20 protein-coding genes and 1 pseudogene are annotated in these 19,229 nt (G+C 68.5%); 18 read left to right on the forward strand and 3 right to left on the reverse strand.

The features are described from left to right. The 14 genes and pseudogenes from NS1_RS35300 to NS1_RS35365 form a co-directional block, all read left to right on the forward strand. Positions 1–680, forward strand: a pseudogene (locus tag NS1_RS35300) (hypothetical protein); the annotation flags it as partial. Continuing rightward, positions 680–1,504, forward strand: a complete 825-nt coding sequence (locus NS1_RS35305; protein ID WP_062991631.1) for an ESX secretion-associated protein EspG — start codon at positions 680–682, stop codon at positions 1,502–1,504. The pseudogene NS1_RS35300 and the gene NS1_RS35305, both read left to right, overlap by 1 nt. Beyond that, positions 1,488–2,267 (forward strand): YbaB/EbfC family nucleoid-associated protein, encoded by a 780-nt coding sequence (locus NS1_RS35310; RefSeq protein WP_062991633.1) that lies wholly within the window; start codon positions 1,488–1,490, stop codon positions 2,265–2,267. Before NS1_RS35305 ends, NS1_RS35310 begins: the two co-directional genes overlap by 17 nt. A gap of 33 nt (positions 2,268–2,300) precedes the next feature. Then, positions 2,301–3,926, forward strand: a complete 1,626-nt coding sequence (locus tag NS1_RS35315; protein WP_062991634.1) for a hypothetical protein — start codon at positions 2,301–2,303, stop codon at positions 3,924–3,926. After that, positions 3,923–4,708, forward strand: a complete 786-nt coding sequence (locus tag NS1_RS35320; RefSeq protein WP_062991636.1) for an ESX secretion-associated protein EspG — start codon at positions 3,923–3,925, stop codon at positions 4,706–4,708. Before NS1_RS35315 ends, NS1_RS35320 begins: the two co-directional genes overlap by 4 nt. Next, positions 4,701–5,180: a hypothetical protein gene (locus NS1_RS42075; RefSeq protein WP_255284818.1), complete on the forward strand. Its 480-nt coding sequence runs from the start codon at positions 4,701–4,703 to the stop codon at positions 5,178–5,180. The genes NS1_RS35320 and NS1_RS42075 overlap by 8 nt, the downstream gene beginning before the upstream one ends. A 5-nt stretch (positions 5,181–5,185) precedes the next feature. Next, entirely contained in the window at positions 5,186–5,485 is a 300-nt protein-coding gene (locus NS1_RS35330; RefSeq protein WP_062991638.1) for a YbaB/EbfC family nucleoid-associated protein, read from the forward strand. Positions 5,486–5,610: 125 nt separating this feature from the next. After that, on the forward strand, positions 5,611–5,928 hold the full coding sequence (locus NS1_RS35335; protein ID WP_063816359.1) for a type VII secretion target: 318 nt from the start codon (positions 5,611–5,613) through the stop codon (positions 5,926–5,928). After that, positions 5,925–7,202, forward strand: a complete 1,278-nt coding sequence (locus tag NS1_RS35340; RefSeq protein ID WP_062991640.1) for a hypothetical protein — start codon at positions 5,925–5,927, stop codon at positions 7,200–7,202. The genes NS1_RS35335 and NS1_RS35340 overlap by 4 nt, the downstream gene beginning before the upstream one ends. Before the next feature lie 11 nt (positions 7,203–7,213). After that, positions 7,214–7,519, forward strand: a complete 306-nt coding sequence (locus NS1_RS35345; protein ID WP_062991642.1) for a PE family protein — start codon at positions 7,214–7,216, stop codon at positions 7,517–7,519. Further along, positions 7,520–8,548 (forward strand): PPE domain-containing protein, encoded by a 1,029-nt coding sequence (locus tag NS1_RS35350; RefSeq protein ID WP_062991644.1) that lies wholly within the window; start codon positions 7,520–7,522, stop codon positions 8,546–8,548. Then, positions 8,545–9,339, forward strand: coding sequence for an ESX secretion-associated protein EspG (locus NS1_RS35355; protein WP_062991646.1), 795 nt, complete (start codon positions 8,545–8,547; stop codon positions 9,337–9,339). Before NS1_RS35350 ends, NS1_RS35355 begins: the two co-directional genes overlap by 4 nt. Before the next feature lie 80 nt (positions 9,340–9,419). After that, positions 9,420–9,737, forward strand: coding sequence for a WXG100 family type VII secretion target (locus NS1_RS35360; RefSeq protein WP_056820920.1), 318 nt, complete (start codon positions 9,420–9,422; stop codon positions 9,735–9,737). 14 nt (positions 9,738–9,751) lie between these two features. After that, the gene (locus NS1_RS35365) at positions 9,752–10,045 is read left to right on the forward strand and encodes a hypothetical protein (protein ID WP_056820918.1); all 294 of its coding nucleotides are present in this window, start codon (positions 9,752–9,754) and stop codon (positions 10,043–10,045) included. A gap of 57 nt (positions 10,046–10,102) precedes the next feature. Here the strand turns inward: NS1_RS35365 and eccE are convergent, their stop codons facing one another. After that, positions 10,103–11,788, reverse strand: coding sequence for a type VII secretion protein EccE (eccE, locus tag NS1_RS35370; RefSeq protein ID WP_084504755.1), 1,686 nt, complete (start codon positions 11,786–11,788; stop codon positions 10,103–10,105). Between the two features lie 130 nt (positions 11,789–11,918). Between eccE and eccB the strand changes: the two genes are divergently transcribed. The 4 genes from eccB to NS1_RS35390 all read left to right on the forward strand — a co-directional run bounded on the left by eccB (position 11,919) and on the right by NS1_RS35390 (position 15,316). Continuing rightward, the gene (gene eccB, locus NS1_RS35375) at positions 11,919–13,328 is read left to right on the forward strand and encodes a type VII secretion protein EccB (RefSeq protein WP_062991673.1); all 1,410 of its coding nucleotides are present in this window, start codon (positions 11,919–11,921) and stop codon (positions 13,326–13,328) included. Between the two features lie 103 nt (positions 13,329–13,431). Beyond that, positions 13,432–14,478 (forward strand): hypothetical protein, encoded by a 1,047-nt coding sequence (locus NS1_RS35380; protein ID WP_062991650.1) that lies wholly within the window; start codon positions 13,432–13,434, stop codon positions 14,476–14,478. Next, positions 14,475–14,933 carry a YbaB/EbfC family nucleoid-associated protein gene (locus NS1_RS35385; protein WP_062991653.1) on the forward strand — a complete coding sequence of 153 codons (459 nt, stop codon included), beginning with the start codon at positions 14,475–14,477 and terminating at the stop codon, positions 14,931–14,933. The genes NS1_RS35380 and NS1_RS35385 overlap by 4 nt, the downstream gene beginning before the upstream one ends. A 29-nt stretch (positions 14,934–14,962) precedes the next feature. Further along, the gene (locus NS1_RS35390) at positions 14,963–15,316 is read left to right on the forward strand and encodes a YbaB/EbfC family nucleoid-associated protein (RefSeq protein ID WP_056820907.1); all 354 of its coding nucleotides are present in this window, start codon (positions 14,963–14,965) and stop codon (positions 15,314–15,316) included. 19 nt (positions 15,317–15,335) lie between these two features. Here the strand turns inward: NS1_RS35390 and NS1_RS35395 are convergent, their stop codons facing one another. Together NS1_RS35395 and NS1_RS35400 are read right to left on the reverse strand one after the other, a co-directional pair. Next, entirely contained in the window at positions 15,336–16,559 is a 1,224-nt protein-coding gene (locus NS1_RS35395; RefSeq protein ID WP_062991655.1) for a hypothetical protein, read from the reverse strand. Continuing rightward, positions 16,477–19,221 (reverse strand): WXG100-like domain-containing protein, encoded by a 2,745-nt coding sequence (locus NS1_RS35400; protein WP_062991657.1) that lies wholly within the window; start codon positions 19,219–19,221, stop codon positions 16,477–16,479. The genes NS1_RS35395 and NS1_RS35400 overlap by 83 nt, the downstream gene beginning before the upstream one ends. Positions 19,222–19,229 lie beyond the last annotated feature (8 nt).

Consider the following 19,229-nt stretch of genomic DNA (forward strand, 5'->3'; position numbering starts at 1 on the left):
CCGGCGGCGGAAACGGCTCGGGCGGCGGCAGCGGCTCCGGTGGAACAGGTTCCGGCGGCGGAAGCGGCTCCAACGGATCAGGTTCCGGCGGCGGCCAAGGATCAGGCGGCGGCAGCAAGGGCAGCGGTAAGAAAGAGGACGACAAGAAGGACGAGAAGAAGAGCGGCGGTACCGGCACGTCGACCGGCAGCCCCGGGCAGGCAAGCGGACCGACCGGTCCGGCGACCGGGGCGAGCGGTTCCGCTGGGTCGAGTGGTGGAAGCGGCTCGACCGGAGCCGATCTACTCAGCTTGTTCTCCGAAGTCCTGCAACTTATCTCGTCTGGTCTGCCAAGTCTGGTCCAGCTGGGCAATCAGCTGATCGCCCAGCTCGGCCCTGGTCTGCAAGCCCTGGCCAAGGCCGTCGAGAACGGCTCGATGACGGTGAAGGACGCGATCGCGGCCGCCGCCGAACAGATCGGCGAGGATATCGGCGAGCTCGAGCTCGCCCTGCTTCCGCCGGGCGCGACCGGTCCGATTCCGGTGCTGGAACCGATGATTCGAGCGTTGCTTCCCGAGGGTGATCGAGGCGCGGGCGCGCCGGTCGAGCCGGTGTTCACCACCGCTCAACTGCGCACCGAGGCCGAGCCGAGGTCGAGCGTTCCCCTCGGGCGCCAGGTCACTGTGGAGGAACAGCGTTGATGGAAAAGACATGGCACCTCACCGGCCTCGAGTACCGCGTCTTGCGACAGCGATTGCTCGATCGAAACACGAACTGGCCCTTCATCTTCCGATCGGAAGTTCGACGCGCCTACGAGTACGAGTTCGTCAAGGCGCGGGTGTGGGGCGAGCTGCGGGCCAACTGGGACCCCGCGCTCGCCGAGGTGCTGACCAAGGCTCTCACCGCCGACGTGCGAATCGCTGTGCTCGGTCGCGACAAGCGCGATCCAGCGGACTTCAGCGGGAACATCACGGTGACGGCCAAGCGTTTCGGTGATCGGGCCCTGGTGATGCAAGGGTTTCACACAACTACCCGCGACAGTCACGACCAGCTCGTCTTGACCGAATGCGACGCGAGCGCCCTCACCGCACTGCTGGTGGCCGAGCTGCCTGATGTGGCGGCAGGCAGTCGGGGTCGCGTCGTGCTGCCGAGTCACGACAGCGCGGCCGAGTTCGACCATTGGCACGGGCGAAGCACCCTCTACGACGAGGGCGACGGCGACCACGAAGTGCGCGGTCGTGACTGGCAGCGCGCCCCCAAGGCGACGGTCGGCCGGATTCTGATCACGCACGGACACTCCGCGTTCGGGCCGCGTGGTCAGGTGAGGAAGGCGGTGTTCTGGGAGGACCACGTCGATGACGGTCGATATCTGATCGATATCGGTCCGCCGGTAGCCGCCATCGGCACCGATGCCGCCGGGCTGGCCAAGGCGATCGATCGGCAGATCGGTGAAGTGCTGTTGGTGCGTGGCGATGAGGCGCGCACCGGGTTCGTCCGGGGGAGCGTGTATGACGACGGGGAGTGAGCGCGGCGCGGCCGGTGACCGGCTGCGGGGTGAGGCCGCGCAGGTGCTCGACGAGGTGATGGAGCTGATCAGTGGCATCGCGGCCGCCCAAATCCACCAGCGGCAGTTGACCGCGACGGTGTCGGTTGAGGGTGAGCGGATCACCGTCGTCGCCGACGCGTCGGGCGCGGTCGATCGGATCGAATTCGCCGACGACATCGACGAATTGAGCTACGGCCAACTGGCAAGGTCTACGCTGCGCGCTGCTCAGCAGGCCGCCGAGCAGGTCCGCGCCCGAGCCGATGAGCTGCTCGCGCCACTGCGCTCGCTGCACGCGCGCCTGCCCAAGCTCAGTGATCTGGTCGACTGGCTGCCACCGCAGGACGAACTGCCATCGCCGCCGCGAGCCTCGCTCACCCCACTCGATGAGCGCGGTCCGCGCCCGGACCCCGTGCCCGGTCTCGACCCGGAGACGGTGGAACTCATCGAGCTGCAACAGCAACGCGCTCTGCTCCACGCGGTCGGCGCGGCGCAGGGTGGCCGGGTGACGGTCGCGGTCAACGCCGACGGGGTGATGATCGACCTGCGCCTGTCCGGCAATGTCGGCGATCTCGACTACGACGAGCTCGCCGAGGTGATCGTCGAGTGCTCACGCGTCGCGGTCGCCGCGGTCGCGCGCAAGGTCGCCGCGCTATACGGCACCGGCCGCGATGACCGGCCGCACTACGAAGGGCCGGCCGCGATGGTGGCCGAGCTGAATCTGTTCCGGGACCAACTGCGCTGAGGCGCGAAGTTTCTCACCAACACGGGAGTGGCAATGGCAGCTGACGAGAACGGTCCCGGCGGATCACTGTGGACCGACCTGCCGAAGGCGGCGGGTAACGGCCTGTTGCTGCTGGAACCGGGGGCCGCGCAGCGGGCCGCCACCCATGTCGAGACCATGCTCGAACTCGTCGTCGGCGCGCAGGACTGGATTCATCAGAACGTCGGCGTCGCGAGTCCGCCGGTGGCGGCGAGTGTTTCGGGTCAGTTGATGTGGACGATCTTCAACGTGAAGTTCGGCACCCAGCTTCTCGATCGAGTGAACAGCCACCGCGACATTCTCACCGTGATGGGAGAGACCTTCGTCGCCGCCGGCCAGAAGTATCAGCGCACCGAGCACGACTCGGAGGTCAGCTTCGACGAGATCTCCTTCGATGAGCCCAAAGGCACACTGCCAACAGGTGTCCCGCCCGTACTGACGGTGCCGAACGCGCCGACCGCGCCATTGCTGGGCACCGAATACGACGCTTTCAGCTTCGGTCCTGAGCTCGGCGCGCAACTGAGCTGGGAGACGCTGTGGGTGGTCTGCAACGGGATCGACGCGCCCGCCGTCGCGGCCGCCGCAAGCGTGTGGTCTTGGCTTGCCACGCATTTGGACACCGGCTTCACGACCCTGCGGACCAGCATCAACTCGGTGTCGGACCAGTGGAAAGGCGCGGGCGCGGAGCGGGCGATCGCCGCGACCGATCACTACGTCACCGTCTCCCAACAACTGACAAAGGATATGGGGCTGATGAGCGACGCGCTGCTTTTCACTTCGGGCTGGCTGCAACAGACCAAGACCAACGCCATGCCGCCGACCCCGCAGCCGCCGCCGGGGACGAGCATCACCGCGCAAATGCTCAACAGCGTCAACCTGACGCGGTATCAGGAGAACTTCCAGACCTACTACTCCAACAACTACGTGACGACAACGACGCGCATCGTCAAGCTCCCGGTGCCGACCGCGATCAACCCGCCGCCCATCGAATCCTACGACCCGCCGGAGAACCTGCCGTCGAACGAGACGCACGAGGAGGACGGGAACGAGACCTCGTCCGGCGGCGGTGGTGGTGGTGGCACATCACCTGGTTCGGTGCGCGATGACACCCCGGTCGATCAACCGCAGCGCGAAGGCGGTGATGGTCCATCGGGCAATCCGTCGCCGCTGACCGGAGATACACCGGGGGAGGGCACGAGCCCGGAACTCACGACGCCGGAGTCGACACCGGGCCTGTCGGAGCTGCTGAACCAGGACCTGAATCCACTGAACACCCTGGCCACCAATGAGCCCGAGATGCCCATCGGCGCACCTCTTCTGACGAACCCGATCCTCCCACGCGGTGGAATGCCGGTGCTGAGCGGAGGCGGGGGACCGCGCGGCGGTGTGGTCGCCAAGCTGGGCAATATCGAGCCCAAGCTCTTTCCCCGGGCCGCTGCCATACCGGAGGCACGGTTCGCCGGTCGAGCGGGCCCGGCCGGCGGATACGGACCGGGCATGCCCTTCGGTGGGATGCCCGGCCGCACCGGCAATGGTGACGAGCGTGAGAAGAAGCGTGAGGAGTACCTGAACTCGACCGAGCACCTCGATGAGGCGCTCGGCGTGCCCGAGCGCAGTGTGCGGCCGGTGCTCGACCGATGAGCCGCACCTGGCACCTCACCGATGTCGAGCTGATCGCCGCGTGGGACTCGCTGTTCAAGGATCGATTGCCGCCTCCGTTGTTCGCGCTCTATCGCGGCGAGGACGCCGATGGTTGGCAGCGCCTGGCTGTCGCCGCGCTCGACGTGCTCGCCGAGACCGACGACGGCGCGCTGTACGCCGCGCTGAACCGGGTCGCCAACGCGGACGTGGTCGTCACGGCGGAGGCCTTCGATCCACGCGATGCAGGCGATCCACTACGGCGGGTGCGCGTCATCGCAGCGAGACAGGGCGAGGGCGCGACCCTGATCCAGCAACTGCCCGGTGAAACCATTTGGCACAGTGGTGGTTTCACGGTCAGCTCGGGGTCGGGCGCGCGGCTCGCCGCCGCCGTCGTCGGGGCGCTGCCGTTCTGCGCCGCCGGGCGCGGACCCCGGTTGGTACTGAGTACCGCCGGGCGGGCGTACGGCACCGACTCGCGCTGTCGGGCGTCGCGGGTCTACGACAACGAGCTGGATGGCGAGCGGGCGAGCGCGACCTGGCTGAGTCAACCGGTCGAGTGCCTCGGCATGATCGAAACCCGGCTCGGCGCGTCGATTTTCGGTCCGCGCGGGGTGCGTCCCTATCGGATCGACTGGCGGGATCTGGTCGGCGACGGACGCTACGCGATCCTGACCGACGACGAGCAGATCGCGACCCCGGTCGACCGCGCGCACCTGGCCGAGTTGATCGGCGCCGATATCGCGACGGTCGACCAGACATTGGAGGACGAACGCTATGTATGACCGCGACATCGAACCGGATGCCTGGGACGCGGGGCTGCCCTTCGACGGATTCGCCACCGGCGATCCGGAGCCGCCGGCTACCGGCCCGGACTCGGCCGGTCCTGCGGGCGAGACCGTCGAAGGTGAGTTCGCCGAAGGTCGGTTCGCCGCCTACACCGTCGATGAGGCGGCACTGCGTGGCGGCGCGATCACGGTGCGTACCACCGACTCCGGCCTACCACTCGCGGTACGGGTGAACGCCGACCAGCTCCGGCGCAGCCCCGCCGACCTCGCCGCCGACCTGCTTGTGCTGTGTCGTCAGGCCGCCGACCGCGCGGGCCTGCGGCGGCGGGCCTACCTGGCCGACCTCGGCGTACCGCCGGACGCGCTCGACCTGCTCGGACTTCCGGTCCTGGCGCAGGTCGAGCAAGCCGAACTCGGCTTTGAGGCCGACCACGACTATGAGCCGCGCAGCTGGCTGGATCGGGCATAGGACAGATGTCGACTGATTTCGAGACACTGCACAAGACCGCGCGTGCCCGCCTCGACACCCTGCGTCGGCTCGATGACTCGCTCACCGCGCTGCGCGTCGCGCACACCGACGCGAGCGGCGCGATCACCGTCACCGTCGACGGCGGCGCGAAACTGCTCGATATCACACTCACGCAGGCGATTTCGGAGATGACTTCGGCCGAGTTCGAACGTGCTCTCGTCGAAACCGCCGCGCTCGCCGCGCGGCGAGCGCTCGCCGGACGCGCTGCGTTGGTCACCGAATTCAACGCCGAGATGAACGAATAACGCGCACGTGAACAGCTGGGTTCGCGCGATCCGAGCGGTTGCCGCCGACGTGTTTCTCACTAGATTTCCTGCTCGAACCCACTGTTTTCGAGTTCGCAGATCATCAGCCCGAGGAGGGTGCCGCGATGAACGTAGTCCATGTGGAGCCGCAGACATTCCGTCAGTTCGGCGACCTGTCCGAAGCCGGCGCGGTGGCGCTCGCCGCTGCGGGAGTGGCCGACCAGGTCGCGGTAATCGCCGCCGCGGTACCGGTTTTCGGTCTGATCGGCCAGGAGTTCCTCACCAGCTTCGCCTTCGCCCAGGCCAACCACTTCACCGCCGTCATCGACCTGGCGCAGACCCTTGCCGCCACCGGGCACACCGCGCACGCGGCCGCCGACGCCTACGAGACGAGCGAGCGGCACAGCGCCGAGTCGTTCACCCCGCTCGGTCGAGCGAAGTGACCTCCCCGCAAGCGGTACTCGCGGGGATCGGGTTGCCGAACTTGCCGCAACTGCCTGCCCTGCCGCCGCTGCCGGGGTTGCCGCCGCTGCCCGTGCTCGACCCCGCCGCGCTGATCAAGCCGGTGACCGATCTGTTCGGCGGCTTCGGTGACGGGAATCTGAACGGGACGGGCGCGGTGAGCCCGCAGGCAGTATTGCAGACCGTTGTCGACTCGGTGAGTACCGCGACGCAGCTGCTGTCGACGGGGCTGCAGCTGTTGCAGTCGATGGAATCGGCTGGGGCGAAAGCCGCAGCCGGGGCCGCGACCGAGACCATGGCAACCTCGGCCACGATCTCGGATCAAGCCATGCGCGTCGACCTGACAACGGCAGCCGCCGCGGGCACCGTCGCGACGGGATATGCGCAAATGGCTATGGTGGCAACGCGATTCGCGATGACATCGGTCGCGCTCGGGCCGACGCTCGTCACCCCGCCCGGACAGGCGGCGCTGTTGGCGAGTGCGATCGAGGCGGGGTCCGAGGCGATGGCCATCACCGCCGAGACCAAAGCGCGACTGGTCGGGCATACGGCCGAGATGACCGAGGCGGGCAAGCCGGTGCCGGTCAAGAAGCCGAAGGTGCCCAAGGTGGCGAACAGTGCGCGCGCGGTGGCGACTACCGCCTCGCCCACGACCGGAACGGTCAGTCGAGTTGCCTCGACCGCTGTGCCGGAACCACTGGGGGCGCAGACGACTTCGACAGCGGGCCAGGTCGACCTGCAGCAGGTGTTCAGCCAGCTCCAGCAGGTAGTTGCCCCGTTGCTTTCCCTCGTCGGGCAGGTCGGCACACAGGTGCTCCCACAGACCACATCCGGTACCGAGAAGCCGGCGGCGACGACAACCCCGAAGAGCGATCTGACAACGGCTGCGGCACAGCCACTGTCGACCGCCACGTACGGTGCGGGGCCGGTGACGCCCGCCGCGACACCGCTCGGCGCGTGGCAGGTCGACGGGGTGCTCACGGGGCCGACTCTCGGCGGCGCCGGGGTTGCCCCGGGCGCCGCGGTGACTGTCGGTGAAGTGCTGCCGCCGCTGCTGCCCGGATCGGGAACCGGCGGGCTCGCAGGGCTCGATCGCGCCCGATCCGGCGGCTCGCATGAGGAGTTCGTCGACGCCCGCCACGTCGACGAACTGGTCGGCGGACCGCCCGCTGACGCCTCGACGCCGGTCATCGGCGTCACCCCGACCGGCGACGCCGCCGGGCAGACCAACGACGACATCAAGTTCAGCCTCTAGGAGGATTTTCCATGAGCCGCATTGAAATCGATCACGAACTGGCCAGGACGGCCGCCGGCCGACTCGACCAGCTGGCCGACGGCCTCGAGGGCAGTCTGCGCCTGCGGACCACGTCGCTGAGCCCGGTCGCCGCCGCGCTCGACCCGGTCTCGCGGACAACCGCGCAGACCATCGGCACGGTCGGTGACTCGTTCCAGCAGTCTTACGCGGGCGGGATCGACCAACTGCGACAGGTCGCTGCCAACCTGCGGGCGCACGCCGACTTGGTCGAGAGCACCGAGAACGATGGCGGCGATCTCTTCCGGTCGCTGATGTAAATGCTCGAGCCGCCGCAAGCCGGGTTCACCGGCACGATGTGGAATGCCGTTCCGCCGCAGCAACTCGCGACCGAGCTGGGCACCGGGCCCGGCCCCGGGCCGATGGCCGAGGCGGGTGTGGCATATTCCGCGCTCGCGCTCGGCCTCGCCGGGGCAGGCACCGAGTACCGCGCGTTGCTGACCATGATCGGCACCGCGTGGGCCTCGGAGTCCAACGGTGACGGGCTCGCCCAATTGGCGCTGCTCGCTGACTGGTTCGACGACATCACCGCGGCGGCGACCGAGAACGCGGCCGTCGCGGCCGAACAGGCGGTGTCCTATGAGATCGCGCACCTCGCTATGCCGCACCTCGGCGAGCTGACCGCCGCGATCGACGCCGCGAAGGAACTGGTGAGCGGGACGTTGCTCGGCGCCCCGCTGGCCGGGATGCTCGATCAGGCCGAGCACCAGGTCGACGAGCTCGGCGACCTCGCGGCGAGGGTGATGGCCACCTATGAGTCCGCGAGCACCCAACTCGCCACCCCGTGGGAGCAGGATCCCGCGCCCATGGTCTCGGCGGCGGCCGCGCTGCTCGCCGAGCAGGCGTTCGCCCGGCCATCCGACTCGCCGCAAACACCCGAACCGAAGACCGCGACGGTCGCACCGGAAACCTTGACCGGCTCGGTGCCAACCATCGACCTGTCGAACCTGCACCTGCCTGCCCCGACTCCGACGGTCGCGGTCGGGCCCGAAACGCTGGTCATGACCCCGGTCGTTTCCCCGCCCGCGCCGATCACGACAACCGTAGCGCCACAGCTGGGTTCGGCGATATCTGCGGCGTCCGGCGTCCCGCCGCTGGTCGCGCCGCCGACCACACCGGCGGCGACCTCGTCGACGACCCCGTTCGCGAGCGGGCAACGGGCGAGCGCGGCCGAAGCCGAGGAATCGGCCAACTACAGCATGGTCGAAGCCGGTTTCGCCACCGCGCCCGCCGTGCTCGGTGGCGTGCGCGCGGCGGCTGGTTCGGGCGATGGTGCGGGTGCCGCATGACGACGCTCACCGTCGACGGCGTGCTCACCGTCGCGAATATCCTCGGAGTTCAGGTACTTCCGCCCGTGCTCGCCGTCCGCAACACCCATCGGACACCTGGTCGGTTCGCGGCAGCGCGAGCGGCGACGCTGTCAGACCTGCGTGCCGACGGCGTGCTCGATGACGAGCACACCGTCGTCGACGACGACCTGGCCGCCGCGTTCGCCGTGCTCGCTCGCCCCGAACGCGCGCTCGTGCTGCGGCTGCGGCGCGCCAACGCGATGACCAGGGTGTGCCTGGCGCGGCGCGGGTTCGCCCACGCCATCGCGATCCGCGCGGGCGACGGTCTCGACGTGCGCTCGGTCTGGGGCGATGAGGACCCGGTCGAACTCGCCAAACCCCTGGTCGGTGTGCTCGGTCGGTGCCCGCCGGCGGATGTGCCGACACTGACCGCGCCAACCGACGACCTGCGCGCCCGCTTCGATGATCCGGCAATCGACCACGCCGAAGCGGCCTACCACCTCGGGCTCTCCGAACGCGACGCCACCACGCTCGGACTCGCCCTGCGAGAGCGGACCGCACTCGGCGAACTGGTCTGCTACCACAACGGCGAGGGAACTACGGCGTGGGCAAGCCGGGCGCCCGCGACCGCCGCCGTCTACGACACCCCGGCCGGCCGCGTGATCGCCGGTGGCCGGATCGCCGAGGACGGGCGCGCGTGGACAACCCTCGCTCCCGGCAGCGACCGCCGCCTCGTGCAGGTGATCGCGGCGATTATCGAGTCACTGCCCACCGGTCGGTGGATGCCGTGAGTCGTCGCTGAATTATCCCCCCGATAACGTCCGGAGAATCTGCTCCGGCAATGTCACATCCCTCGATGAAAGGACCCCTGATGGCCGGTCAAGATGCTGTGCATCTCGATTTCGCGACTTTCCAGAAGCACGCGAATGAATACGCCGCGGTGATAGCCCCGATCGACAAATCGGTCGACGGTCTTTTCGACGCGGTGCAGGATGCGAAGCCGAAGTGGGAAGGTAGCGCCCAAATAGCGTTCGAGAAGGCCGCCAACCTGTTGCAAGATCGGATTCGCGACGTCAACAAGGATCTCGGACTTGTTTCCGAAGCGCTGATGGCAGGCGAGAAAAAGGTCGCAGCCGCCGATGACGAGAGCATGGACGGCTTCACGACGCTGAGCGTCAACTACAACTAGAACGGAACGAGTACATGCTTTATGATCCCGCGGGTGTCCAAGTCCTGATCGCCGACCTCGGAAAGTACGAAACCAGTATCACCGAGGAGCAGCAGAAAGCCATCGCCGCAGAAAAGTCCTTGACCGGCATCGCCTGGCAGGGTGGCGCCGACGGCGGCGCTGCCGCGTTCAAGCACGCACACGTCAAGTTGATGGGGGATATGGACGACCTGTTGATCAACCTCAAGAACCTCAAGGGCGCCGTCGAGAAGGCGCTCGCGCACGCGCAGGCCACCGACGGCTCGGTCGCCGACGACTTCTACTTCTAGCCGTCGATCAGCAACGACATGGGCCCGTCGCCAAGTGGCGACGGGCCCATGTCGTTGTCACACCGCGGCCAAGGTCGGCTCGCTTTCCGCCCGCTCGCTTTCCGCTTCGGCTCGGGTCTCGGGCGGAGTCAGATAGGCGGCTTCGGCTGCGATCGAGACGACCGCGACGGTGAGTTCCTCGCCCTGCGTGCGCACCCGAACCGTGGTCGGGTCGGTCGCGTCCTCGATCAGGACAACGTCGGCTCCGAGCAGCGCCGACGGTGCCTCGATGGCTGCTCGCACGTGTACGGCGGTCGCTTCGGAAACCTGGCCGGTCGAGGCGACACCGTCGTAGACGATCATCGTCGCCGCCGCGGTGTGCTGGGCGCTGCCCGGCGAGGAGACCGCGAGGGCGGTGGGGGTGCCGACCGCGTCGACCAGGTAGGCCCAGTCCGCCGGTCGCGAGCTGTGCACGATCACCTGGGCGCCGACGGCGACCGCGCGCAACACCATGAGCATGGCGAGCCGGCGGCTGCCGACGATCTCCACGCGCCGGATATCGGGGCCGAACAGCGGCACCGCGACACCGAGTCCCTCGCGCGTCGCACCGATGACCTGACCCGACCCGGCCGCGGCGACCGTGAACTCGGCCAGTTGCTGCGGCGTCGTGCGCAGGAGATCCGCGGCTTCCAGCTGGCCGCCGTCGAGCAGCACCTGACGCTGGCAGCCGCGCAGCGCCCGCAGGCCGAGCGCGCGGGGCGTGCCGTCGTCGTCGTGGTGGCCGGTGCCGGCCAGGTCCCGCCGGACAAGTGCCGACACCGCGACCGAGCTCGCACGCGAGCCGGGTGCGGTCGCCGCCGTCGGCGTGAGTCGAACTCGGGTGAGCACCGATTTGGCAGGCAACCGCCACACCGCGCCGAGGGTCGTGGCGTTCAGGCGGTCGGGGGCGAGACCGAAACCGGCGAGCTCGAAGCCGTTCGTCCGTAGCGTGCGCCAGCTCTCGACCCACTCCCGCGGCGCGATGTCGTGGAACATCACGGACTCTGCTGTAGTGAGTTCGGCGGCGGTCAACGCGGTGACGCGCACCCGCTGACTCGCCAGGCGCGCGGCGACCCGGCGGGTCGCGACAAGCGCGGTCCGGACCGTGCCCTCCTGGCCGCTGCCGCGGATGTCGATCGCCTCGACATTGTCGAGCGGGTCGAAACGCAGGACAAGCCATACGGTTTGGGTCGCGGCAGCGGGCAGCGGACCGAGCAGGCGTTCGTAGAGCCGGACCACATCGTCCGGGCCCTTGGTGCGCATCCCGAGGGTGACAACGTCGATGGCGGCGAGGCGGATATCGAACTGGGCGAGGCAATCGGCGGCATCGGCGAGCGAGAGCGTGACCCCGCTGCTCGGCCCGTCGGTCGCGAGCAGCGTCGGCGTGACCGTTGTCCGGTCGAGCGCGAGCATGGTGATCAGGTGCGTGCCGTCCCAACGCATGCCGCACTGCGCGCCGGCCGAGTCGGGAACGGCGATATCGAACGGCTCGGCCGGGGGCACCGGCACCGCTCCTCGGCGATTTCGCAACCAGAGGTCGATGCGCATGTGGAGAATTCGCCAAATATTCGTTTGGTGAATTCTTGTCGCACCGAGCGCGGCGATTGCTGTGCCGAGCGCAACAGCCGACCACAGCGGTGCGCGTAAACTGATTGCCCCGGTCGCGGCTACCGTGCCGGCGCCCATTGCCGGTAGTACAACGGCCAATGGCAGGCGTGGAATCATGGGCGGTATCTCGTTATTCACTCTCGGTCATCTCCAATCGCACGCGTCCTTGTGGTGCGGTAGCCTCCCACAGGTCGATCAAAAGTGCGGGTTCACGCACACACTGTTCACGCGCGTAGAGGAATTGCTCATGCCCGCACAATTGACAACCCGCGCTCAGGTAAACGGCTATCGCTTTTTGCTGCAGCGTTTCGAACACGCGCTCGTGCGCCGAGACGTGCGCATGTTGCACGACCCGATGCGCGTGCAATTCCGTTCGCTGATGACCGGGTTCGTGCTCGCGATCCTGGTCACCGCCGGATGCGCGGTGCTCGCCTTCCTGCGTCCGCAGGGGCAGGTCGGCGATGCGAAGATTCTGCTCGGGTCGGGCAGCGGCGCGGTCTACGTTGTTGTCGACAAGACGCTGCATCCGGTGCTGAATCTCGCCTCGGCGCGGCTGATCACCCAGAGCGACGAGGCGCCGACCTCGGTCAAGGACACCAAGCTGACCTCGATGCCGCGCGGTCCGCTGCTCGGAATTCCCGGCGCGCCATCGGCTCTGCCGGGTCCTCGCGATCGCGATAGTTCGGCATGGACGGTGTGCGAGGACTCGATCGACGGCTTGCGGACAACGGTGCTCGACGGCACGCCGCGCTTGGGATCTCAGGTCCGTGCCGCGGCGGCCGACGAGGCGCTGCTTGTGACACGGGACGGCGCGACCTACCTGATCTACGAGGGCAAACGCGCCCGCGTCGACATGAACAGCGATGCGATGGTCGCCACCCTCGGTCTGCGCGGTGTCCGCCAACGCCCGGTCGGGACGAGTCTGCTCAACGCGACGGTCGCCGTGCCGGACCTGGCCGTGCCGATCGTGCCGGGTGCGGGCGGCCCGAGTCGGGTACGCAACGGGAACTTCGTTGTCGGCACGGTGCTTCGGGTCGAGACGGTGACCGGGTCGCAATCCTACGTCGTGCTCGCCGAGGGGGTGCAGAAGGTCAGCGAGTTCACCGCTGAGCTGCTGCGAAGTGCGGATTCGATGGGGCACAACATGATTCCGCTTGTCGCGCCGGACGCCATCGGCGGTTTGCCGGTGCTCGATGTGCTGCCGGTCGGGCAGTTTCCCGCGAAGACCCCGACCGTGGTGTCCACCGACACCGACCCGATCGCCTGCGCAGCGTGGTCGCGCACAGGCGAGGCGCAGGCCGCGCGACTGAATGTGCTCGTCGGGCGGGCACTTCCGCTCGACGCGGCCGCCGCGCCGGTGGCCACGGTCTCCGGTGAGGGCGCCCGATCGGTCTATTTGCCCACGGGCACCGGCGAATTCGTGCAGGCCACCGGGATCGAGCCCGACAGCACGCGCCGGGACGCGCTGTTCTACGTCACCGATACCGGTGTCCGTTTCGGCATCCCCGACACCGCGACGGCCACCGTGCTCGGGCTCGGCAAACCCAAACTCGTGCCATGGCAGTTCATCGGTCAACTGCCTGCCGGGCCGATGCTGGAGCGATCGGCCGCGCTCGTCGCCCGCGACATCGTCCGTGCTGATGGCAATGTCCCGTGAATCCAGTGACTGGCAGATGAACGTCGGGTGCGCCGATTCCGGCTCGACTCGCCCGTCCCGGTCGGGCTCAGTACGGTCGCCTCACCCGAGATAAGGAGCGGATATGCCACGGCTACTCGGCAAACACGCCGACGGGACCATAGTGGTCGCTGTCGGCGGCACCTGTGTGACCATCGCCCCCGGCGCCGTCGATGCGACCGGCAGATGCGCGACCGACGCGAACGACCTACATGTCAGCCTCGGCAGCACGGCGGCGGCCGAACCACGGTTCCTCGCCACCGACGAAGTGCTGCCCGACGGGCTGCTCTCGACCGACCAGATCGCAGCCGCCCTGGCCTGGGAGGTCAGTTTCGTCGGGGAGCTCAGTGCCGCCGAAGCCGAGCTCTACCTGCGGTATCGCCCGAACACCGGCGATCCCTATCCCGACTTGTCAGTCGTCGAGGCGCCTGATCAGCCGTTCTCGCTCGGTGGGTTGATCGCGCAGGAGGCCGCACCCGCGACGGCCGAGCCTGCCGACGCCGAAGCTGAGCCGACGCTGGTCGTGCAACTGTGCGCGTCGATGATCTACATCGATGACCTCGCCGACCCGCAGTTGATCGTCGACGCGGCCGACGACCTGATCGACCGGGTCAGCTACGCCGCGACGGTCGAGCAGTTCTATCCCGCGCTGGCGCACGCGGTGGCCGCGGGCGCGCTGCCGGTCACGACCGTCGAGCTCGCGGGCGGGTTCACCGAGGAGCGGATCCTCGACTTCCTCGGCCGACTCGTCGCCGAACTCGACCGCCGCCGACCCTGGCTCGACCCGGCGCTTGTCTCGATCGATCCACGACAGTGGCCATCGCTCGGCGCGAGCACACCCATCGGCTGGGTCGACATCACCATCACCGACCTGGAGTGGGCGGTGAAGGCGCCCTTCGCCGATGTCGCCGAGGACGACCAGCCGCTGCTCGTGCTGCGGATGCGCGATGGTCAGCTGGTCGCGCTCGTCGGTGAGCCCGAGCCGTACCCGACGCGGTTCCTCGTGTTGTTACCTGACCTGGCCGGGCAGCGCCCGGCCGGTGATGTCGTCGACTACCTGGCTCGCTACGCCGGGTTGCGCGTCGAGTCCGACGGACTCGCGCAGGCGTTGGCCGAGGTGCGCGCGTCGTGATCCGGCCGGAGAACAACCGCGCCGCCGCCGAGGCGGCCGACCTGATCGACTCGGTCACCGAGACCCTTGGCCGAATGGCGGGAATACGTGGTGCCGCAGCGGCATTGACCGCGACCGCCTCGGCCGAACACGGCCGAATCACGGTGACGGTCAACTCGTCCGGGTCGATCATCGAGACGGTCTATGCCGACGAACTCCGCGGTGTGAGCTTCGGCCAGGTCGCCAAAGCGACGGTGAAGGCCGCGCAGGCAGCGGCGGCCGAGGTCGAGACCAAGAAGGCCCAGTTGCTCGCTCCACTGACCGCGCGCATGAACGGCATGCCGCAGATCACCGACCGGTTCCCCGATCTGGCCGCCCTCCGCGCGCACATGCCGCAACCACTGCGCGCGCCGCTGACCGCACCGTCGACCAACGCCGAACAACCCAACGACCGACACCGGATTCTGGATCGCTGACCCCGATCTGTGCCGAAAGGAGCCTGCGCGTGGACGATTTCGCCAAGGCGGTCACCGACTTTCAAGCGAAGATGGCCGACCTCACCCGAATTCAGGAAGAACGCACCCAACTCGTCGGCGTCGGCACCGCGAGCCGTCGGCGGGTTCGGGTGACGGTGAACGCCGACGGGATCGCCGTCGACATCACGTTCGCCGGCGACATCGGCGCGCTCGGTTTCGCCGAGATCGCGGCCGCCGTCACCGAGGCATCGCGCGCAGCGGTGCTCGACGTGGCCGGGAAGTCGACCGCGCTGATGGGCGCGACCATCCTCGAACAGCAAGCGCCGCCGCCGATGGACGATCTGCTCGCGACCATCAGGGGTCTGCGAGACCAGTTGGGCTAGTCCGGAATTGGTGTCGGCCTCAGAGGGTGACACCGGCCAGCGCGAGTTGGCCCCACGCGGTGTCGGTCTCGGCATCGGGAGTGGTGTCGAAGGCGGCGCGACCGATCTCGCGGGTCACCGTGCCGAACTCGGCCGCCTCGACCAACGTCGCGACCGCTGATCGAATCGCTGTCGGGCCGAGGACGGCGCACACGATATCGACGACCGTGCGCGGGGTCCACATACCGGGAATCGCTGGGCCGATGGTCGTGGGGTCCGGTGACTGGCCGCACGCCCACCCGGAGCCGTCCCACCAGTAGCAGAACGACATCTCGCCGGTGAGCGCGCGTGGATTGAGCACGCTCAGGTCGAGCCAGTCCGGGGCGCCGGCGAAGAATCGGGGCATGGCATGGCCACTGTGGTAGGCGTCGTCGAGTTCTCGCGCGTTCCACAGCCCGCCCGAAAGCACCGCACGGCCGCGTGGCAGGAGTGAGAGTGTCGCGCCTCCGCCGTCGGTCGCCTCGAAAACCGCTGATGAGCCGAGAATCCTTGGGCCCCATTCGCTGCCGACCGTGACTGCGGCGGCCGCGAGCACGCTCCAACGCGCGAAAAGGGTCGTCGGTTCGAGGAACCGGACCGCCGTCGCGACCGCCGCCGGGTCAGCGCGGGCGGCTGCCAGGGTCGATCCCACTCGCCACCCGTTGTCGACGGCCAGGTGGGCGGCCAACCAAACCGGCAGCCGCTCACGCGGGTAGACCGCGAGATCGGCGCGGTAGGCCGCGGCAGGCAGCAGGCGTTCGGGCGGGAAAGGGTGTTCGCCGTAGCCGAAGTCGTAGGTGGTCATGGCTGAGTTGTCGCGTTCGATGGCCGCGTACCACCAGGGGTAGGTCCGCAGATCGATGGTCGCCAGCCGCAGGACCTGGATCAATTCGATGGCCTCGGTGGGTATTTCGACCTGGACCGCACGGTTGTCGGCGGCGGTGAAGATCGCGTCGGCGGTGATCGTGGTGGTGGTGACCGAGGTGCTGATGTGCAGCGATCGCCACTGTGGGGGACCGGCGGCGATCACGATGTCGGTGATCGACGTGGTGAGTCGTGTCGCGGTACGGCGCGCGTCGGCGATGGGATCGGACGGGGCCGTCGCGACCGGTTCCGCGCGCAAGGTGAAGGCGAAGTCAGGGTCAGCAGTCGGGTTCGGGCGGTTGGTCGGGCTCGGGGTCTGGATGCTCGTCGTCGTCGGTTGGGAGTGGCGCGGGTTGTGCATCGGGTCCCCCTGTCAGCCAGAAGTCGAAGCCCGTCGGCGGGAGCGGGGCGCTGAATGGATCCGGCATGGTGTGGTCGAGCGGGAGCTTGCGCGGGCGTGGTTTGCCGCTCATGTAACCGCCGTCGATCATGCTTCGTTCGGTGCGCGAGCTCGCGTCGAGCGCGGCCAGCTCGGCCTCGATCCGGCGTTCGGCGACACCGGATTCGATGCGCCAATTGTCGTGGTTCGCGGTCAATTCGTCGAGCTCCGCGCGCAGTCGCGCGGCGTGGTTCGCGAACTGTTCACCTTCGCCGCGACCCGGACCCGACAGGTCGTCGACGGCCTTGCGCGCCGCGGCCATCGCCCGGTCCTGCTCGCCGGCCGCCCGGTCGAGCGGGGCGCGTACGGTGCTCAGCTGCTGCTCGGCGATCGCGACGCGGGCGACGGTATCGTCGATATGGCGGTCACGGGCGGCGATCTGGCGTTCCAGGTCGGTGGTGGCCGCACGCATCGTCGGCCTGAGTTCGTCCGAGGCGAACTCTTCTTCACCGCGCCGGCGGACGAGCATCTCGTTGTCGGCGTCGTTGAGGCGCTTGGCGTGGGCCAAGTCCGCACGCGCCAGGTCCCTACGCGTAGTCGCCTGCTCGAGACCTCGGGCATTGGCTTGATCCAGCGCTCGGGCCGAATTCACCTGCGCGGATTTGAGATCGGCGATGTGGCCGTCGGCGTTGGCGAGTTCGGCCGCGGCTTCGCGCGAGAGTGGCGCGTCGGTCGAATCGTCGTCAGTGCTCCGACGCGGTGCCGATTCGACAGTCGAGTCGTGTTCCGCGGAGCCCTCGTCGGTGGAACGCCGTCGAGCGTGCGACTCATGTTGCGACGAACTGTCTATATCACGTTGTGGTGGTGTGGTTTTGGGTCCGGCGACGCCCGCGCTGTCGTCCGGCTGACCGGTGTCACGTGGCGGTGCAGGAGTGATCGCTTGGTCCTCGCCCGCCCCGGCCCGCCGGAGTGGCGGCAGCTCGGTCAATTCGATGGCATCCGATGCCTCGGCATCGGCTCGGTTGCGCGAGGCGGAGACCGGGCCTGGTGCGGCTGAATCGAACAGGGCGCGTTCGGCATCGGAGCGAACACGAGCGTCGGCGAGTTGTGCGGCCCCGAGTCGCTCGGCGGCGAAGGTCAATTCGGGGTCGTCGGGCGTTGTCGCTCGACTGCGCGCCCGCACATGATCGAGCTCGGCGTTGAGCACGGCCCGCTGACTGCGCGACAATTCGCTGATCGTGCTCCGCTGCTCGGCAAGATGGGCATCGCGGTGCGCGCGCGGTTGCGCGGGTGGGGTATCCGATCGCATGGCCGCGTGATCTCGGTCGCGGGCCTCTCGATATCCCGACACGTCGCGGGCACGAACCTCCTGGATCAAGTCCGAGGTCGACTTCGTCGGTGCCGCTTGTGGTTGGGCCGGTCGGCCATTGCCACCGGGGTGGTCGGCCGAGCCCGGGACGCCGTCCGTCCGGGTTCCGCCGAGGGCGCGGTCGGTCGCGATGACCACCCCGTCATCGCCGCGTGTCGCACCCGGCTCGAGCCCACGCATGCCGATATAGCCGCGTTGCAGACCCATGATCGAGTTGGCCGACAACGCGCCGATCAAGCCGACGGTCGGATCGAACGACCCGGTGAAACCCGCCGCGATCCCACCGCCGACCAGGGTGGATACCACGGTCGGCACGGTGCCGGCCGCCATCCCGAGGCCGGCGCCCCACAGCCCAGCTGTTGGATCCTTGCCGAGCCCGGTGAGGAACTTGGCCCCGAACCGGCCGACATGGGTCGCGACGAGCGCGCCCGCGTACCACCCGCCGACGGAGGCCGCGATCGACATTCCGAGTTCGGTGGTGTTGAACTCGTCGCGGTGACCCTCGGCCAGCTGAATGCCCTGGACCATCACGTCGAGCCCGCCGGAGACGATGACGTTGTTGATGCCCTTCTCCAGCAAGAACTTCACGGTGTCGGCGGGCAGTTCGGCCAACGCGCGCGCGGTGGTGCCGCGTAGTCCGGCACCGACGAAACCCTCGTAGAGACCAGGAGTTGCTCTGGCAGCCAGGGCGGTTGGTCGCTGGGCGAGAACGCGCGCCACGCGTCCCGGCTCATCGGCCAACCGTGGCAGATAGCGCAGTACCTTCACCAATTGCTCACCCAGATGAGGGATCTCGCCGATGACCGCGAGCGCGCGATTGCTCACCCGGTACACCGCCGCGCGCGTGGCGCCGATCGCCGCCGCCTCGACCGCCGGCGCTGTCGGCGGCCACAACCACGCCCCGGCGATCTGCGCGGCGAGCATCGAGACCGACAAGATGATCATGATCTTGGTCTCTTCGATGGTTGTCGCAGCATGCCGTGTCGAGGTGCCGATCTGGCGGAAGTTGGCAGTCAGCTGCTCGATCGACTGCTCCCCGACCACCAGTTTGTCGAGTTCGGCGGCGATGAACGCGCTCCCACTGCCACTGACATAGCCACGAAGCGCTTGGTGCTCGGCAGCGCGCAGCGCGGGAGCGACGCTCGACTCCATGGCGGCGGCGGCATCGAGCCAGCCCTGGGCCATGGCGAACATCTTGTCCTCGTCACCGTCGGGCCAGACCTGCCCGACGACGTAGGTGAGTAGCCGTAACTCGGACGGCCAATGCAGCGACACGGATGCGC

Source organism: Nocardia salmonicida NBRC 13393, assembly GCF_001613085.1.
Taxonomy (GTDB): domain Bacteria; phylum Actinomycetota; class Actinomycetes; order Mycobacteriales; family Mycobacteriaceae; genus Nocardia; species Nocardia salmonicida.

Coding starts and splice junctions, on each gene's coding strand:
- NS1_RS35305 (WP_062991631.1), top strand. CDS start 680: ATGGAAAAGACATGGCACCTCACCGGCCTCGAGTACCGCGTCTTGCGA.
- NS1_RS35310 (WP_062991633.1), top strand. CDS start 1,488: ATGACGACGGGGAGTGAGCGCGGCGCGGCCGGTGACCGGCTGCGGGGT.
- NS1_RS35315 (WP_062991634.1), top strand. CDS start 2,301: ATGGCAGCTGACGAGAACGGTCCCGGCGGATCACTGTGGACCGACCTG.
- NS1_RS35320 (WP_062991636.1), top strand. CDS start 3,923: ATGAGCCGCACCTGGCACCTCACCGATGTCGAGCTGATCGCCGCGTGG.
- NS1_RS42075 (WP_255284818.1), top strand. CDS start 4,701: ATGTATGACCGCGACATCGAACCGGATGCCTGGGACGCGGGGCTGCCC.
- NS1_RS35330 (WP_062991638.1), top strand. CDS start 5,186: ATGTCGACTGATTTCGAGACACTGCACAAGACCGCGCGTGCCCGCCTC.
- NS1_RS35335 (WP_063816359.1), top strand. CDS start 5,611: ATGAACGTAGTCCATGTGGAGCCGCAGACATTCCGTCAGTTCGGCGAC.
- NS1_RS35345 (WP_062991642.1), top strand. CDS start 7,214: ATGAGCCGCATTGAAATCGATCACGAACTGGCCAGGACGGCCGCCGGC.
- NS1_RS35350 (WP_062991644.1), top strand. CDS start 7,520: ATGCTCGAGCCGCCGCAAGCCGGGTTCACCGGCACGATGTGGAATGCC.
- NS1_RS35355 (WP_062991646.1), top strand. CDS start 8,545: ATGACGACGCTCACCGTCGACGGCGTGCTCACCGTCGCGAATATCCTC.
- NS1_RS35360 (WP_056820920.1), top strand. CDS start 9,420: ATGGCCGGTCAAGATGCTGTGCATCTCGATTTCGCGACTTTCCAGAAG.
- NS1_RS35365 (WP_056820918.1), top strand. CDS start 9,752: ATGCTTTATGATCCCGCGGGTGTCCAAGTCCTGATCGCCGACCTCGGA.
- eccE (WP_084504755.1), bottom strand. CDS start 11,788: ATGATTCCACGCCTGCCATTGGCCGTTGTACTACCGGCAATGGGCGCC.
- eccB (WP_062991673.1), top strand. CDS start 11,919: ATGCCCGCACAATTGACAACCCGCGCTCAGGTAAACGGCTATCGCTTT.
- NS1_RS35380 (WP_062991650.1), top strand. CDS start 13,432: ATGCCACGGCTACTCGGCAAACACGCCGACGGGACCATAGTGGTCGCT.
- NS1_RS35395 (WP_062991655.1), bottom strand. CDS start 16,559: ATGCACAACCCGCGCCACTCCCAACCGACGACGACGAGCATCCAGACC.